Annotated in this window: 17 protein-coding genes; 5 read left to right on the forward strand and 12 right to left on the reverse strand. The window is 39.7% G+C overall.

What is annotated here, in order from left to right:
* Nucleotides 1-4 precede the first annotated feature (4 nt).
* Nucleotides 5-1,402 (reverse strand): PhoH family protein, encoded by a 1,398-nt coding sequence (locus L0668_RS11075; RefSeq protein ID WP_235312584.1) that lies wholly within the window; start codon nucleotides 1,400-1,402, stop codon nucleotides 5-7.
* 252 nt (nucleotides 1,403-1,654) lie between these two features.
* Here L0668_RS11075 and rapA point away from each other — a divergent pair, with 252 nt between their 5' ends.
* The 4 genes from rapA (at nucleotide 1,655) to L0668_RS11095 (ending at nucleotide 6,698) form a co-directional block, all read left to right on the forward strand.
* Complete coding sequence (gene rapA, locus L0668_RS11080) at nucleotides 1,655-4,504, forward strand: RNA polymerase-associated protein RapA (protein ID WP_235312586.1); 2,850 nt, start codon at nucleotides 1,655-1,657, stop codon at nucleotides 4,502-4,504.
* Nucleotides 4,505-4,536: 32 nt separating this feature from the next.
* Nucleotides 4,537-5,193, forward strand: coding sequence for an RluA family pseudouridine synthase (locus L0668_RS11085; RefSeq protein WP_235312588.1), 657 nt, complete (start codon nucleotides 4,537-4,539; stop codon nucleotides 5,191-5,193).
* A gap of 190 nt (nucleotides 5,194-5,383) precedes the next feature.
* A complete protein-coding gene (locus L0668_RS11090; protein ID WP_235312590.1) occupies nucleotides 5,384-6,241 on the forward strand; it encodes a DUF3530 family protein in 858 nt (285 codons plus the stop codon).
* A 124-nt stretch (nucleotides 6,242-6,365) separates the two neighbouring features.
* Nucleotides 6,366-6,698: a hypothetical protein gene (locus tag L0668_RS11095; protein ID WP_235312592.1), complete on the forward strand. Its 333-nt coding sequence runs from the start codon at nucleotides 6,366-6,368 to the stop codon at nucleotides 6,696-6,698.
* A gap of 33 nt (nucleotides 6,699-6,731) precedes the next feature.
* On the opposite strand, the gene L0668_RS11100 is transcribed toward L0668_RS11095, so the two are convergent.
* The 6 genes from L0668_RS11100 to rppH form a co-directional block, all read right to left on the reverse strand.
* Nucleotides 6,732-7,997 (reverse strand): AmpG family muropeptide MFS transporter, encoded by a 1,266-nt coding sequence (locus L0668_RS11100; RefSeq protein ID WP_235312594.1) that lies wholly within the window; start codon nucleotides 7,995-7,997, stop codon nucleotides 6,732-6,734.
* A 68-nt stretch (nucleotides 7,998-8,065) separates the two neighbouring features.
* Entirely contained in the window at nucleotides 8,066-9,019 is a 954-nt protein-coding gene (locus tag L0668_RS11105) for a GGDEF domain-containing protein (RefSeq protein ID WP_235312596.1), read from the reverse strand.
* An 11-nt stretch (nucleotides 9,020-9,030) separates the two neighbouring features.
* A complete protein-coding gene (locus tag L0668_RS11110; protein WP_235312598.1) occupies nucleotides 9,031-10,050 on the reverse strand; it encodes a response regulator in 1,020 nt (339 codons plus the stop codon).
* A 47-nt stretch (nucleotides 10,051-10,097) separates the two neighbouring features.
* Complete coding sequence (locus tag L0668_RS11115; RefSeq protein ID WP_235312600.1) at nucleotides 10,098-10,931, reverse strand: thymidylate synthase; 834 nt, start codon at nucleotides 10,929-10,931, stop codon at nucleotides 10,098-10,100.
* A gap of 40 nt (nucleotides 10,932-10,971) precedes the next feature.
* Nucleotides 10,972-13,260: a phosphoenolpyruvate--protein phosphotransferase gene (ptsP, locus tag L0668_RS11120; RefSeq protein WP_235312602.1), complete on the reverse strand. Its 2,289-nt coding sequence runs from the start codon at nucleotides 13,258-13,260 to the stop codon at nucleotides 10,972-10,974.
* Between the two features lie 48 nt (nucleotides 13,261-13,308).
* Nucleotides 13,309-13,839 (reverse strand): RNA pyrophosphohydrolase, encoded by a 531-nt coding sequence (gene rppH, locus L0668_RS11125; protein WP_235312603.1) that lies wholly within the window; start codon nucleotides 13,837-13,839, stop codon nucleotides 13,309-13,311.
* A 101-nt stretch (nucleotides 13,840-13,940) separates the two neighbouring features.
* On the opposite strand from rppH, the gene mutH reads away from it, so the two are divergent.
* Nucleotides 13,941-14,624, forward strand: coding sequence for a DNA mismatch repair endonuclease MutH (gene mutH / locus L0668_RS11130; RefSeq protein ID WP_235312604.1), 684 nt, complete (start codon nucleotides 13,941-13,943; stop codon nucleotides 14,622-14,624).
* Nucleotides 14,625-14,774: 150 nt separating this feature from the next.
* Here mutH and L0668_RS11135 read toward each other — a convergent pair whose 3' ends face one another.
* The 5 genes from L0668_RS11135 to L0668_RS11155 all read right to left on the reverse strand — a co-directional run bounded on the left by L0668_RS11135 (nucleotide 14,775) and on the right by L0668_RS11155 (nucleotide 19,700).
* Complete coding sequence (locus tag L0668_RS11135; protein ID WP_235312605.1) at nucleotides 14,775-15,119, reverse strand: trypsin-like serine protease; 345 nt, start codon at nucleotides 15,117-15,119, stop codon at nucleotides 14,775-14,777.
* Between the two features lie 91 nt (nucleotides 15,120-15,210).
* Nucleotides 15,211-15,699 carry a trypsin-like serine protease gene (locus L0668_RS11140; protein WP_235312606.1) on the reverse strand — a complete coding sequence of 163 codons (489 nt, stop codon included), beginning with the start codon at nucleotides 15,697-15,699 and terminating at the stop codon, nucleotides 15,211-15,213.
* A gap of 907 nt (nucleotides 15,700-16,606) precedes the next feature.
* Complete coding sequence (gene glnG, locus L0668_RS11145; protein ID WP_235312607.1) at nucleotides 16,607-18,013, reverse strand: nitrogen regulation protein NR(I); 1,407 nt, start codon at nucleotides 18,011-18,013, stop codon at nucleotides 16,607-16,609.
* Nucleotides 18,010-19,089, reverse strand: a complete 1,080-nt coding sequence (gene glnL / locus L0668_RS11150; RefSeq protein ID WP_235312608.1) for a nitrogen regulation protein NR(II) — start codon at nucleotides 19,087-19,089, stop codon at nucleotides 18,010-18,012. The genes glnG and glnL overlap by 4 nt, the downstream gene beginning before the upstream one ends.
* 83 nt (nucleotides 19,090-19,172) lie before the next feature.
* On the reverse strand, nucleotides 19,173-19,700 hold the full coding sequence (locus tag L0668_RS11155; protein WP_235312609.1) for a DUF4124 domain-containing protein: 528 nt from the start codon (nucleotides 19,698-19,700) through the stop codon (nucleotides 19,173-19,175).
* Nucleotides 19,701-19,772 lie beyond the last annotated feature (72 nt).

A 19,772-nucleotide genomic window follows, 5' to 3' on the forward strand; every position in this document is an offset into this window, starting at 1 on the left:
AACACTAAAGCTGCTCTTCTGCAAACTCAGCTAAACGGCTACGTACTACACCATCTAGATTAAGTGTTGCACTGCCAGAGAAGTTTTTAAATTTCTCCACTATGTAAGTTAAACCAGAAGTCACAGCACTCAAATAATTACTATCAATTTGAGCTAAGTTACCACTACAAATTAACTTAGTGCCTTCACCACAGCGAGTGATGATGGTTTTAAGTTGTGAAGCGGTAAGGTTTTGTGATTCATCTAAAATCACAATGGCATTTTGAATGCTACGGCCACGCATAAAGTTGACTGACTTAAACTGAATATTGGCTTTTTCCATGATGTAACTCATGGAGCCTTTTACGTTTTCATCGTTTTTATGCAGTACTTCCAAGGAGTCAGTAATCGCTGCTAACCAAGGGGCCATTTTTTCTTCTTCGGTGCCGGGTAAAAAACCGATAGATTCAGCGATTTCGGGCGTACTTCTGGTCACAATAATTTTATCGTACATGTTACGCTCAACCACCATTTCTAATGCCGCCGCTAATGCCAACAAGGTCTTACCACTGCCAGCTGGCCCGGTTAACACTACTAAGTCTATGTGCGGATCGAGTAAGGCATGTAAGCCCATTGCTTGACCGATATTTTTGGGTGTGATGCCCCATGCTTTGCGGCCCATTAGCCGTTCGTAACCTAAGTCTAATACTTCTAGATGATCTTGAGTGATAGATTCAACTAGACCAGCAAAGTGTTGACTGTCATCCAGTAAAAACTCATTCACGTATGCCTCGGGCAGCACTTTACGATCAATGGTATGAATGGTGTCTCGGCCTTCAGTGCGACTATCAACCGCCTTAACTGTTTCCCAAAAATCACCTTCAAACTGATGGTAACCTTTAGACAAATATTTAATGTCTGTGATCATTTGGTCAGTTCGATAATCTTCTACATGTCCTAAACCCGCTCCTTTAGCCTTAAGACGCATATTGATATCTTTAGTGACCAGAACCACTTGCCTAGGACTATTTTTTGCCTGTAAATGTAAGGCGCAATTGATAATGCGATTATCATTTTCATTGCTGGTAAAAACCTGTTGCGATGCTGGCATACCCAAATCAACAAAAATAGACAAACTACCTGTAGGCGCATTGTCACCTGCCGCCAGCCCTTGCATCGACACACCTTTCATGAGCTCTTCAGGTGTTGCATCATGCAGCAAATCTTCCATTGAACGAATAGATACACGAGCATCTCTAGCCACATCTTTTTTACTGTCTTTAATGTGATCAAGTTCTTCGAGAACTGTCATGGGCACAACAACGTCATTTTCTTTAAAGGATAAAAAGGCAAGTGGCTCGTGAAGGAGAATATTGGTATCTAACACATAAATTTTTGAATCTAGTGCTTCTTTTTTTGGCATCCGGCGCTCCTAAAGATTTGGAAAACAAACCTGTAGATGCATGTTTGAAATAACCTCAAGTGCCTGGGTAAACCACTGAGCTTATTAATAATGTTTAAAAACACACTTAACTACAGGTTTACATAAAACCGATTTGAAAAATCGATTAACTCAACAATAAACCACTTTCTTCTGACAATCATCTACTTTTAGAAGTGTGAGCTAAAATTTTTGATACAATGCGCGCCGCGAATTTTTAGGAGATACAACACTATGGCTAAACAACACTTTTTTGCCCTCGGACAACGCTGGTTAAGCGACACTGAAACTGAATTGGGTTTAGGTACCATAGTGTTAATGGAAGCACGTACTATTACAGTATTATTTCCCGCTACTGGCGAGAGCCGGGTGTATTCAGCGCAAACCGCCCCTTTAACCCGAATTGAATTTGCCGTAGGCGATACAGTTAAAAGCCATGAAGGCTGGGAAATGTTAGTTGAACACGTTGAAGAAATTGACGGCCAACTTATTTATATTGGCGAACGGTCTGACCCTAACGATCCAGACGAAAAAGAACCAGCCATTCTTAAAGAAACCTTTGTTGATCATCATTTTCAACTTAATCAACCAGAACAACGTTTACTCAATGGCCAGTTTGATCATCCCAAATGGTTTGACTTACGTGAACAATGCCTAATTAATCAATTTGAACATAGCACTTCTGCACTGCTTGGGTTTGTTGGGGCACGTGTTGATTTAATTCCTCATCAATTGCATATTTCTTCAGAAGTTGGCAGTCGTCACGCCCCTAGAGTATTACTAGCCGATGAAGTTGGCCTAGGTAAAACCATAGAAGCGGCGTTAATCATCCACCAGCAACTACTAACTGCCCGAGCCCAAAGAGTATTAATTGTAGTGCCGTCTAGCTTAGTACATCAGTGGTTGGTTGAAATGTTACGCCGAGTCAATTTAGCGTTTTCGGTATTTGATGAGGAAAGATGTGAGGCCATGGCAGAAGATGCCACCAACCCTTTTGAAGCAGAACAATTAGTCATTTGTAGTTTAGATTTTTTGACTCACAACAGTCGTTATTACCAACAGGCTCTTGAAGCAAAGTGGGATCTAATGGTTGTAGACGAAGCACACCATTTAACTTGGTCTGAAGGGCAGCCCTCTCAAGAATATCAAGTGATTGAAGGCTTAGCCAATCACACTAAAGGTGTTTTATTACTTACCGCCACCCCTGATCAACTTGGGCATAAAAGTCACTTTGCTCGACTAAGATTACTTGACCCAGCTCGTTTCCATGATTATCAAAGTTTTGTCGACGAAGAAAAAAAATACAGTCAACTTGCCACTGCCATTAATCCATTATTAAGTGGAGACAATTTAAGCCCAGATGATCTATTGGCTATCGGCCAATTTGCCGATGCAGATGTATTAAAAGATATCAATCAGGCCAGTAGCCAAGACAAAACTAAATTATTGCATACCTTGTTAGACAGGCACGGTACAGGCCGTATGTTGTTTAGAAACAGTCGTGCTGGAGTCAGTGGATTTCCAGATAGAAAACTATTTAGTTATTCGTTAATTCAACCGGAAGAATATGAATCTATTCTGGCAGAAGATCCCACAAATCTGCAACTGCAACTCACCCCAGAAAGACACGCTGATGTGGTCAATACCTGGGTGGATTTTGATCCCAGAGTGGAATGGTTTATTGACCAATTAAAATCACTTAAAGGTGAAAAAGTCTTAACCATTTGCGCCAGCGCCAGCACAGCTATGCAGTTGTCAGAAGCATTACGAGTCAAAGCCGGCACCCGTTCAACTGTGTTCCACGAAGGCATGAGTGCGGTAGATCGAGATCGAGCCGCCCACTATTTTTCTCAATCTGAAGATGGCGCTCAAGTATTAATTTGTAGTGAGATTGGTAGCGAAGGCCGTAATTTCCAATTTGCCCATCACCTTATTTTATTTGATTTGCCTTTAGTGCCTGACTTATTAGAACAAAGAATTGGTCGATTGGATCGTATCGGACAAAAACACGATGTATGTATTCACGTACCTTATTTTGATATGACAGCCCAACAAGTGTTACTCGATTGGTATCACCAAGGGCTAAATGCTTTTGAACACACCTGCCCTACAGGCATGACGGTTTATGAAGAAACTCAAGAGTCACTTGAATATTGTATTGAGCAGCCACAAGACTTTTCTGCATCTGAACAGCTGATTAATCAAACCGCCAGCTTACATAAAACCTTAAAGCTCAAGTTAGAGCAAGGTCGGGACAAACTACTTGAATTAAACTCCTCTGGCCAAGGCCGGATAGATGTATTTTTAGAGCAAATATTAGAAGCAGAACAATCACCTAAACTTGAACTGTTTATGAGCCGCTTATTTGATGCCATAGGCTTTTTACAAGAAGACCACGGTGAAAGTTGTTATTTATTGCGCCCCACAGAAACCATGCTCAGTCCACTCCCTGGTTTAGATGAAGAAGGCATGACAGTCACCTATGAGCGCACCACAGCCACTTTGCTAGAACATGTGCACTTTTTAAGTTGGGATCACCCTATGATCCAACATGCAATGGACATGTTAACCACTGACGTAACAGGTAAAAGTTCAGTTGCATTTTGTCATGACAAAAGTCTACCGGCAGGCGCTTATTGGATTGAGTGTCTATTTGTACTTTCAGCAAAAGCTGACAAACATCTTCAATTATCACGGTTTTTACCTCCCACACCGATAAAAGTATGTATCGATGCCAATAAAACCAGTGTCAGTAAGCAATTTATCCAACTAAATAGCGTAAAAACTAAAATGGGTAATCAGTTGATTAATGCGTTAAAACCGCAATTAGAGGCTTGCTTACAACTGGCGCAACAACAAGCCGACACCCAAGGAGAAAAAATCAAACAATCTCGTATCGATAATATGCAAGAATTGTTAGGTGATGAATTGGCTAGATTACAAAGTTTACAGAAGGTAAATCCGGCTATTCGAGAAGAAGAAATAGAGCACGTAGCCAATCAAATAACCAATCTACAACAAGTCATGCAGGGCGCTAAGTTGCACTTAGAGGCCGTGCGTTTAATAGTTAATAATCCGAAATAATATGGCGTTACTGATTAAAAAGGCTGGAGTTGATGGCATTAATTAATTACGCACCACCAACCACCCCCTATTTAGAAATCGTTTTTCAAGATAATGATTTATTGGTTTTAAACAAGCCAAGTGGTTTATTAAGTGTGCCAGGTAAAGCCCTAGAACATAGGGATAGTTTGCAATTACGAGTACAGCGGGTATTTCCCACTGCCACTGTGGTGCATAGATTAGATATGGCCACCTCTGGTTTAATGGTTATGGCGCTGAATAAACCTGCCCACAGACATATTTCAAAACAATTTGAACTACGAAAAACCCATAAAACCTATCAAGCAATCGTGTACGGCAAGGTTAATGAAAATAGTGGTGAAGTGAATTTACCGTTAATTTGTGACTGGCCAAACCGCCCAAAACAAATGGTAGATCATGAGCGTGGTAAAAAAGCTCTGACTCGCTGGTCTGTCATCGAACGCTTAAAAAATAAAACCAGAGTCGAATTAAAGCCCATTACCGGACGCTCTCATCAATTGCGGGTGCATATGTTAAGTTTAGAACACCCGATAATTGGTGATCGTTTATATGCTCACCCTGACGCGTTAGCTATGGCCAATCGCCTTAACTTGCATGCAAAAACCTTAAAATTTCGACACCCAGTAACAGAACATGAGCTTCATTTTGAATCTAAAGTTCCTTTTTAAGTAGAGCGAATAATAGACATCACTAGAGGTCAATAATAACTTAGGAACTTAAGCTAAAATTAAAGAACTGTCGCTACCTTTCCGATATAGTTTTATACAGCTTTTCAAGGGTTAAAAAACCATTAAATATTGTTTGTTTGTCGCCTTACTTTTTGTGACTGGAATAAGTTCTAGCGCTATAGATAACCAATTGCTTAAACAATTGGATCTTGAACGTGGTCTATTTCCTGAAGAATATAAAAGTATGCAATCTGACGACAAGCAAGTCTTCTACGTTGAACATGAAAACAATACCGCTATCACCCGTGGGGTGGCGATATTGATCTCAGATATTGGTACTTCCATGGTCAGCCAACAAAGCCTAGCTCCTTTAGCCGCTGAGTTAAATAAATTAGGTTGGGCAACAGTTTTGTTAGCCGCCCCAGAGCTCTCAAATACACCAGCTATTACAGGTCCTCAACCAGCAACTCCGGAAACAACAGAAACACCTGCCGACACTACTGATACGTCTAATAACACAGAAGAAAGCACTGAAGCCACTGCAGGATCAAATAATCCATCAACAGGCTCAAACACAGTTCACAATAAGTCAGCTGAGAATAAATTGGATCCTGAGACATTTGACCAACAGCAAACTGAGTTTATTAACTTACTCAAAGTAGGCGTAAAAAAAGCCGGTGAATATCCCGGCTTCTATTTGGTTATAGCTCAAGGAAGCAGTGCTGCGTGGGTCACCAAAATATACGCTGAGTTTAAGTCTAATATTCCTGATGCTTTCGTGGCTGTCAGTCCGTTTTGGCCGGATAGAAGTTACAATCAGCAATTACCTAAACTTATGGCTAAAACCCCTATGCCTGTGTTAGATATCTATAATAGTTGGGACAATAGCTGGGCAAGACAAACCGTTGAAAAAAGAGAATTAGCCGCGCTCAAATCATTAAAACTAATGTATCGACAAAGGCAGGTGATGGGACCGAATCACATCGCACAAAACAGCCTTTACCTGAGTAAAGAAATACACGGATGGCTTAATCACATGGGTTGGTAAAATAAAATTTCGTAATTTAAATGTGTAATTAAGTACAATTTATTTTTTAAGAATTTCTGCGAAAAAATAATTTTTCGCTATACTTTACGCAAGTCCTAATTAACAAAGCCCACTAAATTTACCCGTGCCAACCGTTACTAATTTTGTCAAAAGAAAATCCAAACAACTGGCATTTTATGTCAGAGGATTCCTACAGAAACAAATCCCCTATTCTGAAGTAGATTTGTTTTTTTGGGATACTATGGAGGAATGGGCACAAATTAAAAGCGGTAAACTACAACCCTACGAACGCACTGAACAAGTTTTTTGGCATGTCTTACATCAAGTACATTATTGGCCTCAAAATACTCTACAAGAAGATCCAGTATTACGTGAAGAGCTAGAGATTTGCTTAAACTTTTTAGAAGGTGAAGAGCGATACCCTTTACCCTTAGATTGTATCGGTATTCGTCCTTGAGTCCACCAATTCCCTCTTATACCATATATGGTATTACTCACTTTTAGTATTTTCTTCTATGGGGTCTTGTTTGCCGTTCCACGGCGCTATTTTTACAAGCATAAACATCCCTGGCAAAGCACATACAAAACAAAGAATAAAAAACTGCGTATAACCAACTGATTCAATAATAAAGCCTGTTGTTGCGCTTACAAAGGTTCTAGGTATAACCGCAATACTCGATAACAAAGCAAATTGGGTAGCTGTAAAATGTTTATTAGTCGATTTTGCCATAAAGGCAATCAAAGCCACTGAGCCTAAACCTACTCCTAAATATTCAAGACCACTGGCTAAAGCCAACACTAAATGGTTGTAGCCCACCATAGACAAGACTACGTAACCTAAAATGGACACAATTTGAAAGCCGCCAAATATCCATAAACTACGATTAATACCTAGTTTGATCATAGCCAAACCACCCAGTATGGTGCCAACTGTTGCGCCTATGGTTTTAGACACTTTAGCAATTGAGCCTATTTCAACGGTAGAAAAACCCATATCCATAAAAAATGGGGTTTCTAATGCGGTGGCCATACTGTCCCCAAGCTTATACATAATAATAAACAGCAATATCCATGCAGCATCCTGCCAATTTGTACGTTGAAAAAATTCTTTAAATGGTTCTATTACAGCAGAGCGTAAAGTTTGTGGGGCATCGCCTTCTTTAGACGATTCTTTGATTAAAAGCGTGGTCACCAATCCAACTAACATAAACACAGCTATGGATAAATGCGCAACAGACCACGGAAAAAAGCCTGCTAAGATCATCGCCAATGAACCTGGGACAAATGATGAAATACGATAAGCTTGTGCATAAAATGCGTTGCCAGCGCCTAGTTCATCATCTGGCAATATTTCTCGTCTGTAGGCATCAATCACAATATCTTGGCTGGCACTAAAAAATGAAATAGCAGAAACAAGTATAATAATTTGGGTCAATTGTTCAGCCGGATTAAACATAGCCAATGAAGCCATGAGTGCTATCAACCCTAATTGGGTAACAAACATCCAGCCTCTGCGCCTACCAAAAAATGGCAATACAAAGCGATCCATTACCGGAGACCACAAAAATTTCCAAGTATAGGGAAATAACACAAGGTTAATTAGTCCTATAGTGGCCAAATCGATTTCTGCAGCCCGTAACCAAGCCGGCACAAATTGAATTAATAGATATAAAGGTAAGCCAGAAGAAAAACCAGTGGTGATACAAATAAGCATCCGCTTATTCAAAATTGCTTGTTTAAAACTCTTTTTAGTCATTTAGAAACTACATATTTTTAGGAAGACAATCACAACGAATATTGCGGAGAAATATTTAGAACATTATTTTATTCAGCTACAAATACATTATTTCGGCCAGCTTCTTTAGCTTGTCTAAGTGCATTATCTGCAACTTTAAACCATTGACTGCATTCAGTATAAGTTGGTATAAAACCAGCGATACCAATACTAATTGTGAAATTCAGATTAATTTGATCGTGCACCACAGTAAACTTTTCAACTAATCGGCGAATACGTTGTGCTAAAAACTCCACATTAGCCACAGGTGTATCAGGCATCAATACGGCAAACTTTTGGCCTTCATAACGACAGCATACATCAGTTTCCCGAGTTGCTTTCTCTATTACTTTGCCTAATCCATTAATTATTGTATCGCCAGCTGGATATCCATAAGTATCATTAATACCCTTCATATTATCGATATCTAAAATCATTAAAGATGATGGATTTTCCGTGCGTTTTTCACGTTTAAATTCTAAGTCAAATTGTTCAAGCCAATACCGTCGATTAAGCAAAGTGGTTAGTGTATCAATTCGGCTAATTTCTTCTATTTGCGCATTTAATTCTTGAACGCCTAAACGGTTAATAGCTTCATTAGTCGCATCATAAATAATAATACATATCTGCTCTACAGCGCCACTTAGTGAGGCTAATGGAAATATTGTTATGTTCTGATACATATGTGAAACCGGCGAAGTAATAGGACGATTACAATCGAATTTAAATAGGTAAGGTCTTTGTTCCCAAATGACAAAAACCGGGCTTTTCAAAGTAAATGCTGGTTCTGCTTTACGCATAAACCAATCTTTATCAATATCAGGAAAAACATCAAACACGCATTTATCTTGGATCATCCCAGGTACAATATTGCTGTGATTTTCCATAAACTGATTCCAAACTTGCACATTGTATTTTTTATCGAGCACTACAATCCCTACTTCTATCGAACCAAGTAGATCATGTTTCCAATGCATTTCCGCAAGACTGCTATCAATTGCCATAAAAAAAGACCTTAAAAAGTAGTAGTAACAAGTTTTTCAAACATTAAATCAATGGATTTTTTGGGGAACAATAAAAGTAAATCAAAATTAATATTCTGGCTTTTAATGGAATAGGCAATTTCAATCGCCAACATATCATTTGTTCTATGACTGGTACTTTTAAGGATGTCATCTAAATCGCAATGTTGACCTAGAATAATAGGATGATTATGACTAAACACAGAGTGAAGCTGTGTTGAAAGCGCTCGTAAACAAGCACCGATCAATATATTAGACACATCCATTAACGCCTCTAACTCCAATGATTTCACATTACTATCATCTTGTTTATATTTTAGTAATTTAACCATATTGGCAAAATTAGAGTCATTAAAAATAACTAGCGCTTCACCATTAATACCCGCGCTAATAAACCCTTGTGAGACTGCCGAAACACTTTCATTACGTTGAATATCAGCAATCGCCATGTGTAATTCGGTATTAGTGATCAGGTTGACATTGGGTATAGGTAAATCAATAAACTCCCCCAACAAAGTGGCTAAACTTTCACCCGCTTGGCCCATAGCCACGTTAGCCATTTCTCGGTAGGCATCGAGTTTATCTGATTTAGATTCTTTGGCGACAGGAGCAACACTTTCTGCCCGTTTTGAAGCAGAGGTATCACCAGAATACAAACCGAATTGGCTGAGGATTTCAGCTAACTTAGCGTTATCTGTTGGCTTACGAATAAATTCGATGGCGCCCATTTCTAACATTCTTTTGCGGGCTTCTGGTTGTACATCGCCAGATACCACAATCACCATAACCGGTAAGTCTTCCTCTTTGATCACTTGCATGGTTTGATAACCATCCAAAACCGGCATATTTAAATCAAGGAACATGACTTCGGCCTTACCGGCGCGGATCATTTCTAAAGCCTGTTCGCCATGTTCGGCAAAACTAATATCTACATCCCAACCATCTGGGATAGATCGTTGCATCTGTTTACGAGCAAAACTAGAATCATCACAAATCAGAACTGGTGTAGTCATAGTTAATACTTACCTAACGTTATCTAATTTAGGGCTTTAAACTCAGGTTAAATTGCTATAGGCGCTTTGATATGTGGATGCGCTTCATAACCTGTCAATTCAAAGTCTTCGATTTTGAAATCAAAGATATTATCAATACTAGGGTTAATTATCATTTTCGGCAAGGGATAAGGTTCTCGCGTTAATTGCAACTTAGCTTGCTCTAAATGATTTACATACAGATGTGCGTCACCTAAGGTATGCACAAAGTCACCCGCTTCCAATCCACAAACCTGAGCCAACATCATAGTTAACAGTGCATAACTGGCAATATTAAAGGGTACCCCTAAAAATACGTCACCACTTCTTTGATACAACTGACAAGATAACTTTCCTTCCAATACGTAAAATTGGAACATAGTGTGACAAGGGGGTAACGCCTGCTTCCCTTGCTCTGCGTTTTCTTTGGGTGAGAACTGAGTATCCGGCAAAACCGCTGGGTTCCATGCACTGACAATCAAGCGCCTAGAATCAGGGTTAGTCTTAATCTGTTCAACCAGTTGACTTATTTGATCAATAACTTGGCCATCAGCACCTTGCCAACTGCGCCATTGTTTACCATAAACAGGACCTAATTCACCTTCATCGGTAGCCCATTCATCCCAAATTTTGACATTATTTTCGGTTAAATAACGAATGTTGGTTTCGCCTTTTAGAAACCACAGCAATTCATGGATAATGGATCTAAGGTGACACTTTTTGGTAGTCACTAACGGAAAACCTTGGCTTAGATCGAAACGCATTTGATGACCAAATATGCTTATTGTGCCTGTTCCAGTGCGATCTTCTTTTTTAATTCCTGAATCTAATACGTGACGCATTAGGTTTAAATATTGCTGCATTTGTTCTCTTCTCAAACCTTAGTTTTTTACTAAATAAATTCTATATTCCGGCTCTAACTAATCCACCTAAGCCAGACAACTCTAAGTAAGAGTTAACTTCGTCCCGTACATCCTGTGGATTATTTAAGGTTAACACTTTCGCTAATAATTGTTCTGATTCATTGCGACTGATGTTTCGTACTATCCACTTCACTTTTAACAGATTGTGGTTGTTCATACTTAATTTACGGTACCCCATAGCCATTAATAACACCACTCCCCCAGGTTCGCCTGCTAGCTCTCCACAAACAGTAATGGGAACTTGCAAAATTTCAGCATGTTTTGCAATGGTGTGTAAAGCGCTAAGTACGGCAGGATGGTAACTGTCATATAGGTCAGATACTCGAGAGTTATTTCTGTCTACTGCCAATAAATACTGGGTTAAATCATTACTACCTACTGAGAAAAAATCGACTATTTTCGCCAACTGTGGAAGCTGATAAATCACCGCAGGTACTTCTAACATCACACCTATTTTGGGCATATATAAACGCTGCCCTAAAATCAAGGCTTCTTCTTCTACCTCGTAGAAAGCTTGCCTAATTAATCGTTTTGCTTCGCTTACTTCACTGACTGAAGTGATCATAGGTAACATGATACTTAGATTTTCTAAACCAATACTGGCTGTGAGCATAGCCCGAATTTGCACTAAAAATATTTCAGGATGATCAAGGGTTAATCGAATTCCACGCCAACCTAAAAAGGGATTTTCTTCAGTGATTGGAAAATAGGGGAGAGGTTTATCGCCTCCCACATCTAACGTTCGCATAGTAAAGGGTTTGTTAGGTTCTGCGGTCAATAAATCTCTATATAAGTCAGCTTGTTCTTGTTCAGTTGGAAAACGTTGACGCATCATAAATGGAATTTCAGTTCTAAATAATCCCACGCCGTCAGAGTCTGGATTAATATTATTTTCTGACTCCAAAGATAATCCAGCATTCACAAATAAACTTAACTTACAATTGTCTTTAGTTACAGCAGGCAAATCATCTTGAGCGTGAATACGTTCAGATAACAACTGCTCTTCTAATATTAATTGTTCAAATTCATGACGAATGGTGGCGTTCGGAGAAACAATAACATCACCGGTATAACCATCTAGCAGAATATCTTTTTGATCTAATAAAGTAATAGGTACGTCTGTTAACCCCATCACCGCAGGCACACCCATGGCTCTGGCCATTATTGCCGCATGAGAGTTACTAGAACCTCGCATTGACACTATGCCCATGAGTTTTTCACTTGGGAATTCTGCCAACATAGCTGCGGTTACTTCTTCAGCAATAAGAATTGAATGTTTTGCAGGTTCGCGTTTAATCGATTTTTTTGCACTTAGACCAAGGATGTTGGCCAACACTCTGTTGCCCATATCTTCAACGTCAACGGCTCTTTCTCGCATATATGCGTCATTCATAGATTGGAATTGACGAATAAACCCCTCAACTACCATTTTTAGGGAGGTGGGCGCATCCCAACCAGCTTTAATTTTTTCTTCTACTTCACGACCTAAACTATTAGCATCTAATAAATGATGATAAAGCTGAAAAATAGCCTGCACGTCATCAGGCACTTCTCCTTGAATGCGCTGCGACAATACCGCCATATCTTCTTGGGTTTTTTTAACCGCCAAACGGTAATTGGAAATTTGCTTTTCAGTTTTAGTGCTACGTTTATGCACATGGCTGCGAATATTCACCATTAAGTTTTGCAAAAAACCGACACCTGTCGCCAAACCAGATGAGCCAGGCACACCTTTTAATGACTTCTGCCAATCTTTAGGTACGTTTTTGGCTAATGAATTAATCGATCCTCGCGCTTTTGCATTAGAAATTTCTACCGCTAACTGCATAGCTAGGGTAACCAGAAAAGCTTCTTCGTCTTCGCTAAAACGTCTTTTTTCTTGTTGTTGTAAGGTTAATACCCCCAGCACTTTTCGTTGATGAATAATAGGGGCGCCTAAAAAGGCATGATAATGTTCCTCACGCACTTCAGGGTAATGTTTAAACCTGGGGTGAGCTTGTGCATCACTTATATTTAAAGGCTCTTCACGCTGGCCAATTAAGCCAATTAAGCCTTCAGAAAAACCAATAGCAACATGTCCAACAGCCTCACTTGCTAGACCATTGGTTGCAGCCAAGATAAAATGTTGTTGCTCATAATCAGCTAAATATATACTACACGAATCAACCTTTAATGCTTCGATTAAACGATTCGCCAGACAACTCAACGCCTCATCCAAAACTGGAATTTGGTTCACTTCCTGAACAATACGTTTAAGCGTGGTTAGCATAATCCTTATTTACCTTTTTAACTTTGTCTATCTCTTTAAACCTTAAATCTAAGCCTTACGTCGACGTTTTGATTTATTGTTTTGCCCCTGAAAATGCTGTGAATTTTCAGGCATAGCAACAGACGAAAACTCTTTCATGACTCGTCTGTATACGTCTTTTTTAAAAGACACTACGTTTCGCACTGGATACCAAAAACTCACCCAACGCCAATTATCAAATTCGGGATGGCCAGATTGTAACAAATCCACATCATCCTCTTTACAGGTTAGCTGCAACAAGAACCACTTCTGCTTTTGACCAATACAAACAGGGTTACTACCTTGACGCACTAAACGTTTAGGCAATTTATAACGCAGCCAATTTTTGGTTACAGATAATATTTTTACATGTTCCGGCCGTAAGCCCACTTCTTCATGAAGCTCACGATACATAGTTTGTTCTGCAGTTTCACCTTCGTCAATTCCGCCTTGCGGAAATTGCCAAGAGTGTTGACCATAACGCCGAGCCCAAAATACTTGACCCAACTCATTACAAATTACTATGCCAACGTTGGCGCGGAATCCTTCGGCATCAATCACTTAGACTCCCGAGAACTCAATTCTTTTAATGTCATGCATTCTTCCATAAACTATCGTTTATTCAAAGGAATAAAAAAGAATTAACCACGACCCATACCATAATGAATCAATATATTTTTCCAAAAACAGAACCGCAAAGTATTAGGCAGCTACTCGAACGTGCTGAAGGCTTAGCTGGTGTGAGTTTGGGCGAGCTTGCTCAAATCAACAATATTAAGACCCCAGCCAACTTTAAACGGGAAAAAGGCTGGACAGGTCAATTAATCGAATTAAGCCTTGGGGCAGTTGCAGGCTCAAAATCAGAACAAGATTTCGCCAAACTAGGGGTGGAATTAAAAACCATCCCGATCAACGCGCAATGCCAACCTATGGAAACCACCTATGTGTGTTACGCGCCTTTACTCGATGTGGCTGGAATTGAATGGCATACCAGCAATGTACGCAATAAAATCCAGCACGTGCTTTGGGTACCAATAGATGGCAGGCGAGACGTGGCCCCAAAAGACAGACAAATCGCTACTCCCTTTTTATGGACACCCAGTCCAGCACAAGACAATCAACTACGTATGGATTGGGAAGAGTTAATGGAAATGATCGCTCTAGGCGAAATCGAAAACATCACAGCCCGCCAAGGCCAATACCTGCAAATCCGCCCCAAAGCAGCAGATGGCTCAGCATTAACCGATGCTATTGGTAAAAACGGTAAAAAAATAAAAACTCGACCAAGGGGATTTTATTTAAGAAAAGAATTTACAAGGCAGATATTAGAAAATGCATTTGGTTAGTAGGCAATAACATTTCCTGAAAAACCAAGTGCAGTACAGCAGTTAAAAACAGTGATAAGACTACAAGCTAAAACACGGCTACGGCGCTAAAGAAGATTGAACCACAGAGGGCGTAGAGAGCACAGAGGGAAAATGGAGTTGATATTTAAATCATTGGATTATGAATTTAAATGAGCGTTTCAAAGAACCTGACCCCGCAGTTTTTGAATCAATCGAAATATGTTTTTCAATCCAATCATTAAAAGATGACACACGCACAAACACGGCTGTTGAGTCATATTTTCCAGCGACAAAATCTTTTAATTGACGGTCCACTTCTGTCCAACTAGCGAGACCAACCAGAATAGGTTTACCATTTTCCAATATTATTGCAGGTCCCCCACTGTCACCAGATCCAACAGTGCCCTCCAAAGGTAGAGCCTCCTCTCCTTTGTCAAAACGAAACCTTATCCACTTATCATCAATAGCAGTCACAATATTATTATAGGTGTTCAACTGTCTGTATTTCTGAGTTGGCGCTAGGTCTGTAAAAGGAGATTTTAGCCAACTAAAAAACTTTTCAAATGAACCAGCTCTTTTTGTCGCTCTAAATTTCCCCCGTTAAACCAGTGCCGACAGCACCTTTACCATAAACAGTAATTGTTTGACCTAATTCCGATTCACCTTGATAACGTTTAATTGGATTGATGTGCGTAACAGGATAAGACAAACGTATTAACGCTATATCAGTATGTTTATTAAGAGAATCCATTAATGCCTTTGGATTTCCTTCTCCCCAATCCGTATCACCCTGTTTACGATCGGGGTGAAATATAATTTCTTTTATTTGATTTTCTACTCCATGGATCATCAAAGGCTTATCAATGTAATCATAATGAAATGTATAAATGACATGGGCTGGCACAAGTATCCAGTGTTTATCAATTAAAACCCCAGCCCCTTCAAAAGGCATATCAATATAATAACCAGGAGTATCATCTAACTCATATAAACCTGCATCAACATCGTGCCTTTTTACAACCGAGTTTGAATAAAATGCAATAAAAACAAGTGCTAAAACTAAGATTTTTTTCACTAGAACTTCCCTATTGTCATTAAAAAACGTATTTAAAATATGCGTAATATTTCACCAAATCTAAACATACTTAGTAAAGTACTGTAAATAAGTCATTTTTATGCGTGCGAAGCACATGCTCTTGATTTACCTGCAACTACAAATTCCCCATTAAATTATTGGCTTGTCAGATGGCCAGGCATGGACGTCTGGACAAGGCAATCTTTTATAGCTGGGAGCGACTTTTTGCCGGCCTGACATTGAAGACAATTATTTAATGGAACAGGGATTTGTCTGGAGCACAAGACCTTTTGGTTACTTTTGAGTCTTTTTAAAAGTAACTGGTGCAACAGGGATGTTGTATCAAAAACGCAATGGATTGCGGTGAGCAGAGCGAGTGCTTGATGAACGAAGTGAATAATCTTAATGTGCGAAGCGCATAAGTGAACGAAGTGAATGCCCTTTCGCGAAGCGACAACTAAAAGTGCAAAGCACATAAAAAAAGCCAGTTGTTCAACAACTGGCTAGGGGCTGTTGATCTTTGGTGTATAAATTTTGTTCAAACTAAACGCTTTTTAATTGAGGCGCTGACTTAAAGGCACTTTCTTTTACAAAAAGTGGGGATTAAGTCAAAAGTCAGCAACACAAAAATATATGGAATATTTTTGAACAGCTTTAGCTGGCCTGCTTGCAGGTGAGCTACATGGATGTAGCGAATAAAGAGTAAAAAGCGTTTAGGAAGACCTACTTCATTTAAAACAAATGACGCAGCGTTTGTGCAATATTTCTACTGCTTCAGCACTCACTCATGTAGAACAACTACACCACACTCGCGCTTAATTGTATAAATACCGCACAACTCGCTGCAAAAACATACACCAAAGATCAACAGCCCCTAATCTCTTTAAAACTAAATATGTAGCCTTAGCTACATATTTAACTCTTTTAACTTACGCGTCAGGGTATTCCTTCCCCACCCTAATCGTTTTGCCGCATCTTGTTTATGACCGTGGGTATAATGCAAGGCACGTTCTAACATAATGCGTTCAAAGTTCATGGTAGCTTCATCTAGGATATTATTTTGTCCTGACTGCAATTGAATATCAGCCCAATTAGCTAACATTGACTGCCAATCACCACCTTGACCAACTTGCTCACTTGCCACAGGTTGCTCGTGGATCTCTGGAGGCAAATCACTGACTAACACCTCTTGACCACTGGCCATTACAGTCAACCAACGGCACATATTTTCAAGTTGTCTAACGTTACCCGGCCAAGGTAATTGTTGTAAAACTTTGCGCGTTTCTTTGCCTAAAGATTTAGCTTCTACTGCCAGTTCTTGTGCTGCGGTCTGTAAAAAGTGGGCGGCCAACAAGGGAATATCTTCTCGCCTTTCACTTAATTTGGGGATATGAATTCTGATCACATTTAATCGATGAAATAAATCTTCCCTAAACTTGCCATCTGCCACCCTTTGTTCCAAATTTTGGTGAGTAGCGGCAATGATCCTAACATCTACTGTTACTGGGTTATGGCCCCCGACTCGGTAAAATTGACCATCAGCTAAGACTCGTAATAGACGAGTTTGTACGTCCAGTGGCATATCACCAATTTCATCTAAAAACAAAGTACCGCCGTCAGCTTGTTCAAAGCGGCCTTGCCTAGCGCCTTGAGCGCCGGTAAACGCACCTTTTTCATGCCCAAATAATTCTGATTCAATTAAATCAGCTGGGATCGCCGCCATGTTTAAAGCAATAAAAGTTTTGTCTGCACGCGGGCTATGTCGATGCAAAGCCGCTGCTACGAGTTCTTTACCCGTACCTGATTGCCCGTTGATCAGCACACTGATACTAGAACGAGATAATCGGCCAATGGCTCTAAACACTTCCTGCATAGCAGGGGCTTCACCTATAATTTCGGTGGCTTTGACTAATTCAGGCACTTGATACTGACGGGATTGCTCTCGAGCGTGAGTGAGTGCTCGCTGCACTAAACTAACAGCTTCATCTATATCAAATGGCTTAGGTATATACTCAAATGCACCACTTTTATAAGCATTCACAGCACTGTCTAAGTCGGAATGTGCTGTCATGATGATCACAGGGATATTTTCAAAACGTTTGTGCACTTCATTCAATAAAGTCATGCCGTCCATTTGTGGCATACGAATATCAGACACTATCACTTCTGGCGGTTGGCCAGTTTGTAATTGTAGCAATAAATCTTCAGGGTTCTCAAAACTAAAACATGGAATATTTGCAGCTTGCAAAGCTTTTTGTAATACCCATCGAATCGAGCTGTCGTCATCGACAATCCATACAGGTTCAACACTCATTTTTGTGGTTCCTTGCGTTCAATTGGTAAATAGAGGGTAAATTCGGTTCGACCTTGCCAGCTTTCTACTTCAATTTTACCTCTATGGTGACCCACTAAGGTTTGCGAAATAGATAGACCCAAACCACTACCATCTTTTTTAGTGGTGACCATGGGGTAAAACAAAGTGTCTTTTAGTTCGGTTGGTATGCCAGGGCCATTATCAATGATACTTACTTTTACACAAAGTGGATAACAAGCCCCATGTATGATCACTCGACGTTCAATACGAGTAACTATCTTGATTAGACCTTTAATTTCCGGATGCTGCATTAATACTTGCACGCTATTGCGCACTATATTTAAAGTCGCTTGTTGAATCATATCTTGATCTAAATACACATCAGGAATACTCGGATCATAATCTCGTCTTATAGAAATTTTGTGACTTGGGTCAAGATCAACCAAAGTACAGACTTTCTCTAATACTTCGTGCACATTGTACCAATGAAACTTAGGTCTAACATTAGGCCCAAGTAGGCGATCAACCAGATTACGTAATCGGTCTGATTGTTCAATGATCACTGTGGTAAATTCTTTTAAGTCTGGAGAGGGCAATTCTTTAGCTAATAACTGAGCTGCACCACGAATACCACCTAATGGGTTTTTAATTTCATGGGCTAAACCACGCACTAGCTCTTTTGCAGCTTGTTGTTGAGCCCACTGGTGATTTTCTTGGCTAATTTTTTTCTGCTGTTCGATAAGTCTGATTTCTAATAACAAGCAGGTTTGTTTGCCATCAAACATGTTGGTTACAGACATATCTGCTTGTGTGTGACGTCCATCAACAAATGTAATATCGACTTCACTATCAGAATAGGACTCCCCGAATTGCACAGAATGTTTAAGTCTGTCCATATCTAAACTAGAGCTAGTGATAAATTGATAAATAGGGCAGCCGGCCAACAAATTTAGGCCCCGTTCAAATAATGCTTGAGCTGCATGATTGGCATAAAGAATATGCATCTCTTCATTTAACTGCAAAATAGCAGTAGACAAATTGTCTAATAAATTTTCGGTTAGAACAGGATCAGTCATAAACTCAACAACAATAACGCACCACTAAAGTGCAAAGTATTTATTAGCTGCTTAGAAAATGAAAGTAATTATATGAAATATGCTTAATTAACATTGTTCAAAGCAGAAGCTTTGTGCAGATAAAAAGTCTGCTGCTGTGATGATGCAAGGATCTTGCCTGAGTTGTCGATAAAATGAATTTGGATCAAATGAGCGCCACGATTAACACCTTCCAATTCAAATAGGCTGTTAGATTGTGTTTTAACCACCTGATTATCCATAATTAATTGGTATTTACTGGCGCCGTTAGGAGAAACACTTGCACGGATGGAAACATTGCCAGAATTGTCCCTGATACTTTCTTCATGCATAGGAGAAACAATGGATACTTGATACTGCACTTGAGGGTTTTGCTTTTTACTGACTTGTCGAGAATTCGGCTTTTTACTAGCTGCATTATTTAAGGCCGGCATCACAACATTATTCATAGCAGACAAATTGACGGGAGTTGAGCTGGTTGTAGGTGTATCACTATAAATAACACTGCCATCAGCTTGTATCGTTTTATACACAACCTTAGCTGACGCGCCCACACACAACAATAATAAAGCTAGAGCATAGAGTGATTTCAAACATATTCTCCTAAAAAAGCCGCGAGTAACGAGTCACGAACAACTAGCCGCGAGCTTCGAACTACACTAAAA

The sequence above is a fragment of the Paraglaciecola algarum genome (genome assembly GCF_021532655.1).
In the GTDB taxonomy this organism is placed as follows: Bacteria; Pseudomonadota; Gammaproteobacteria; order Enterobacterales; family Alteromonadaceae; genus Paraglaciecola; species Paraglaciecola algarum.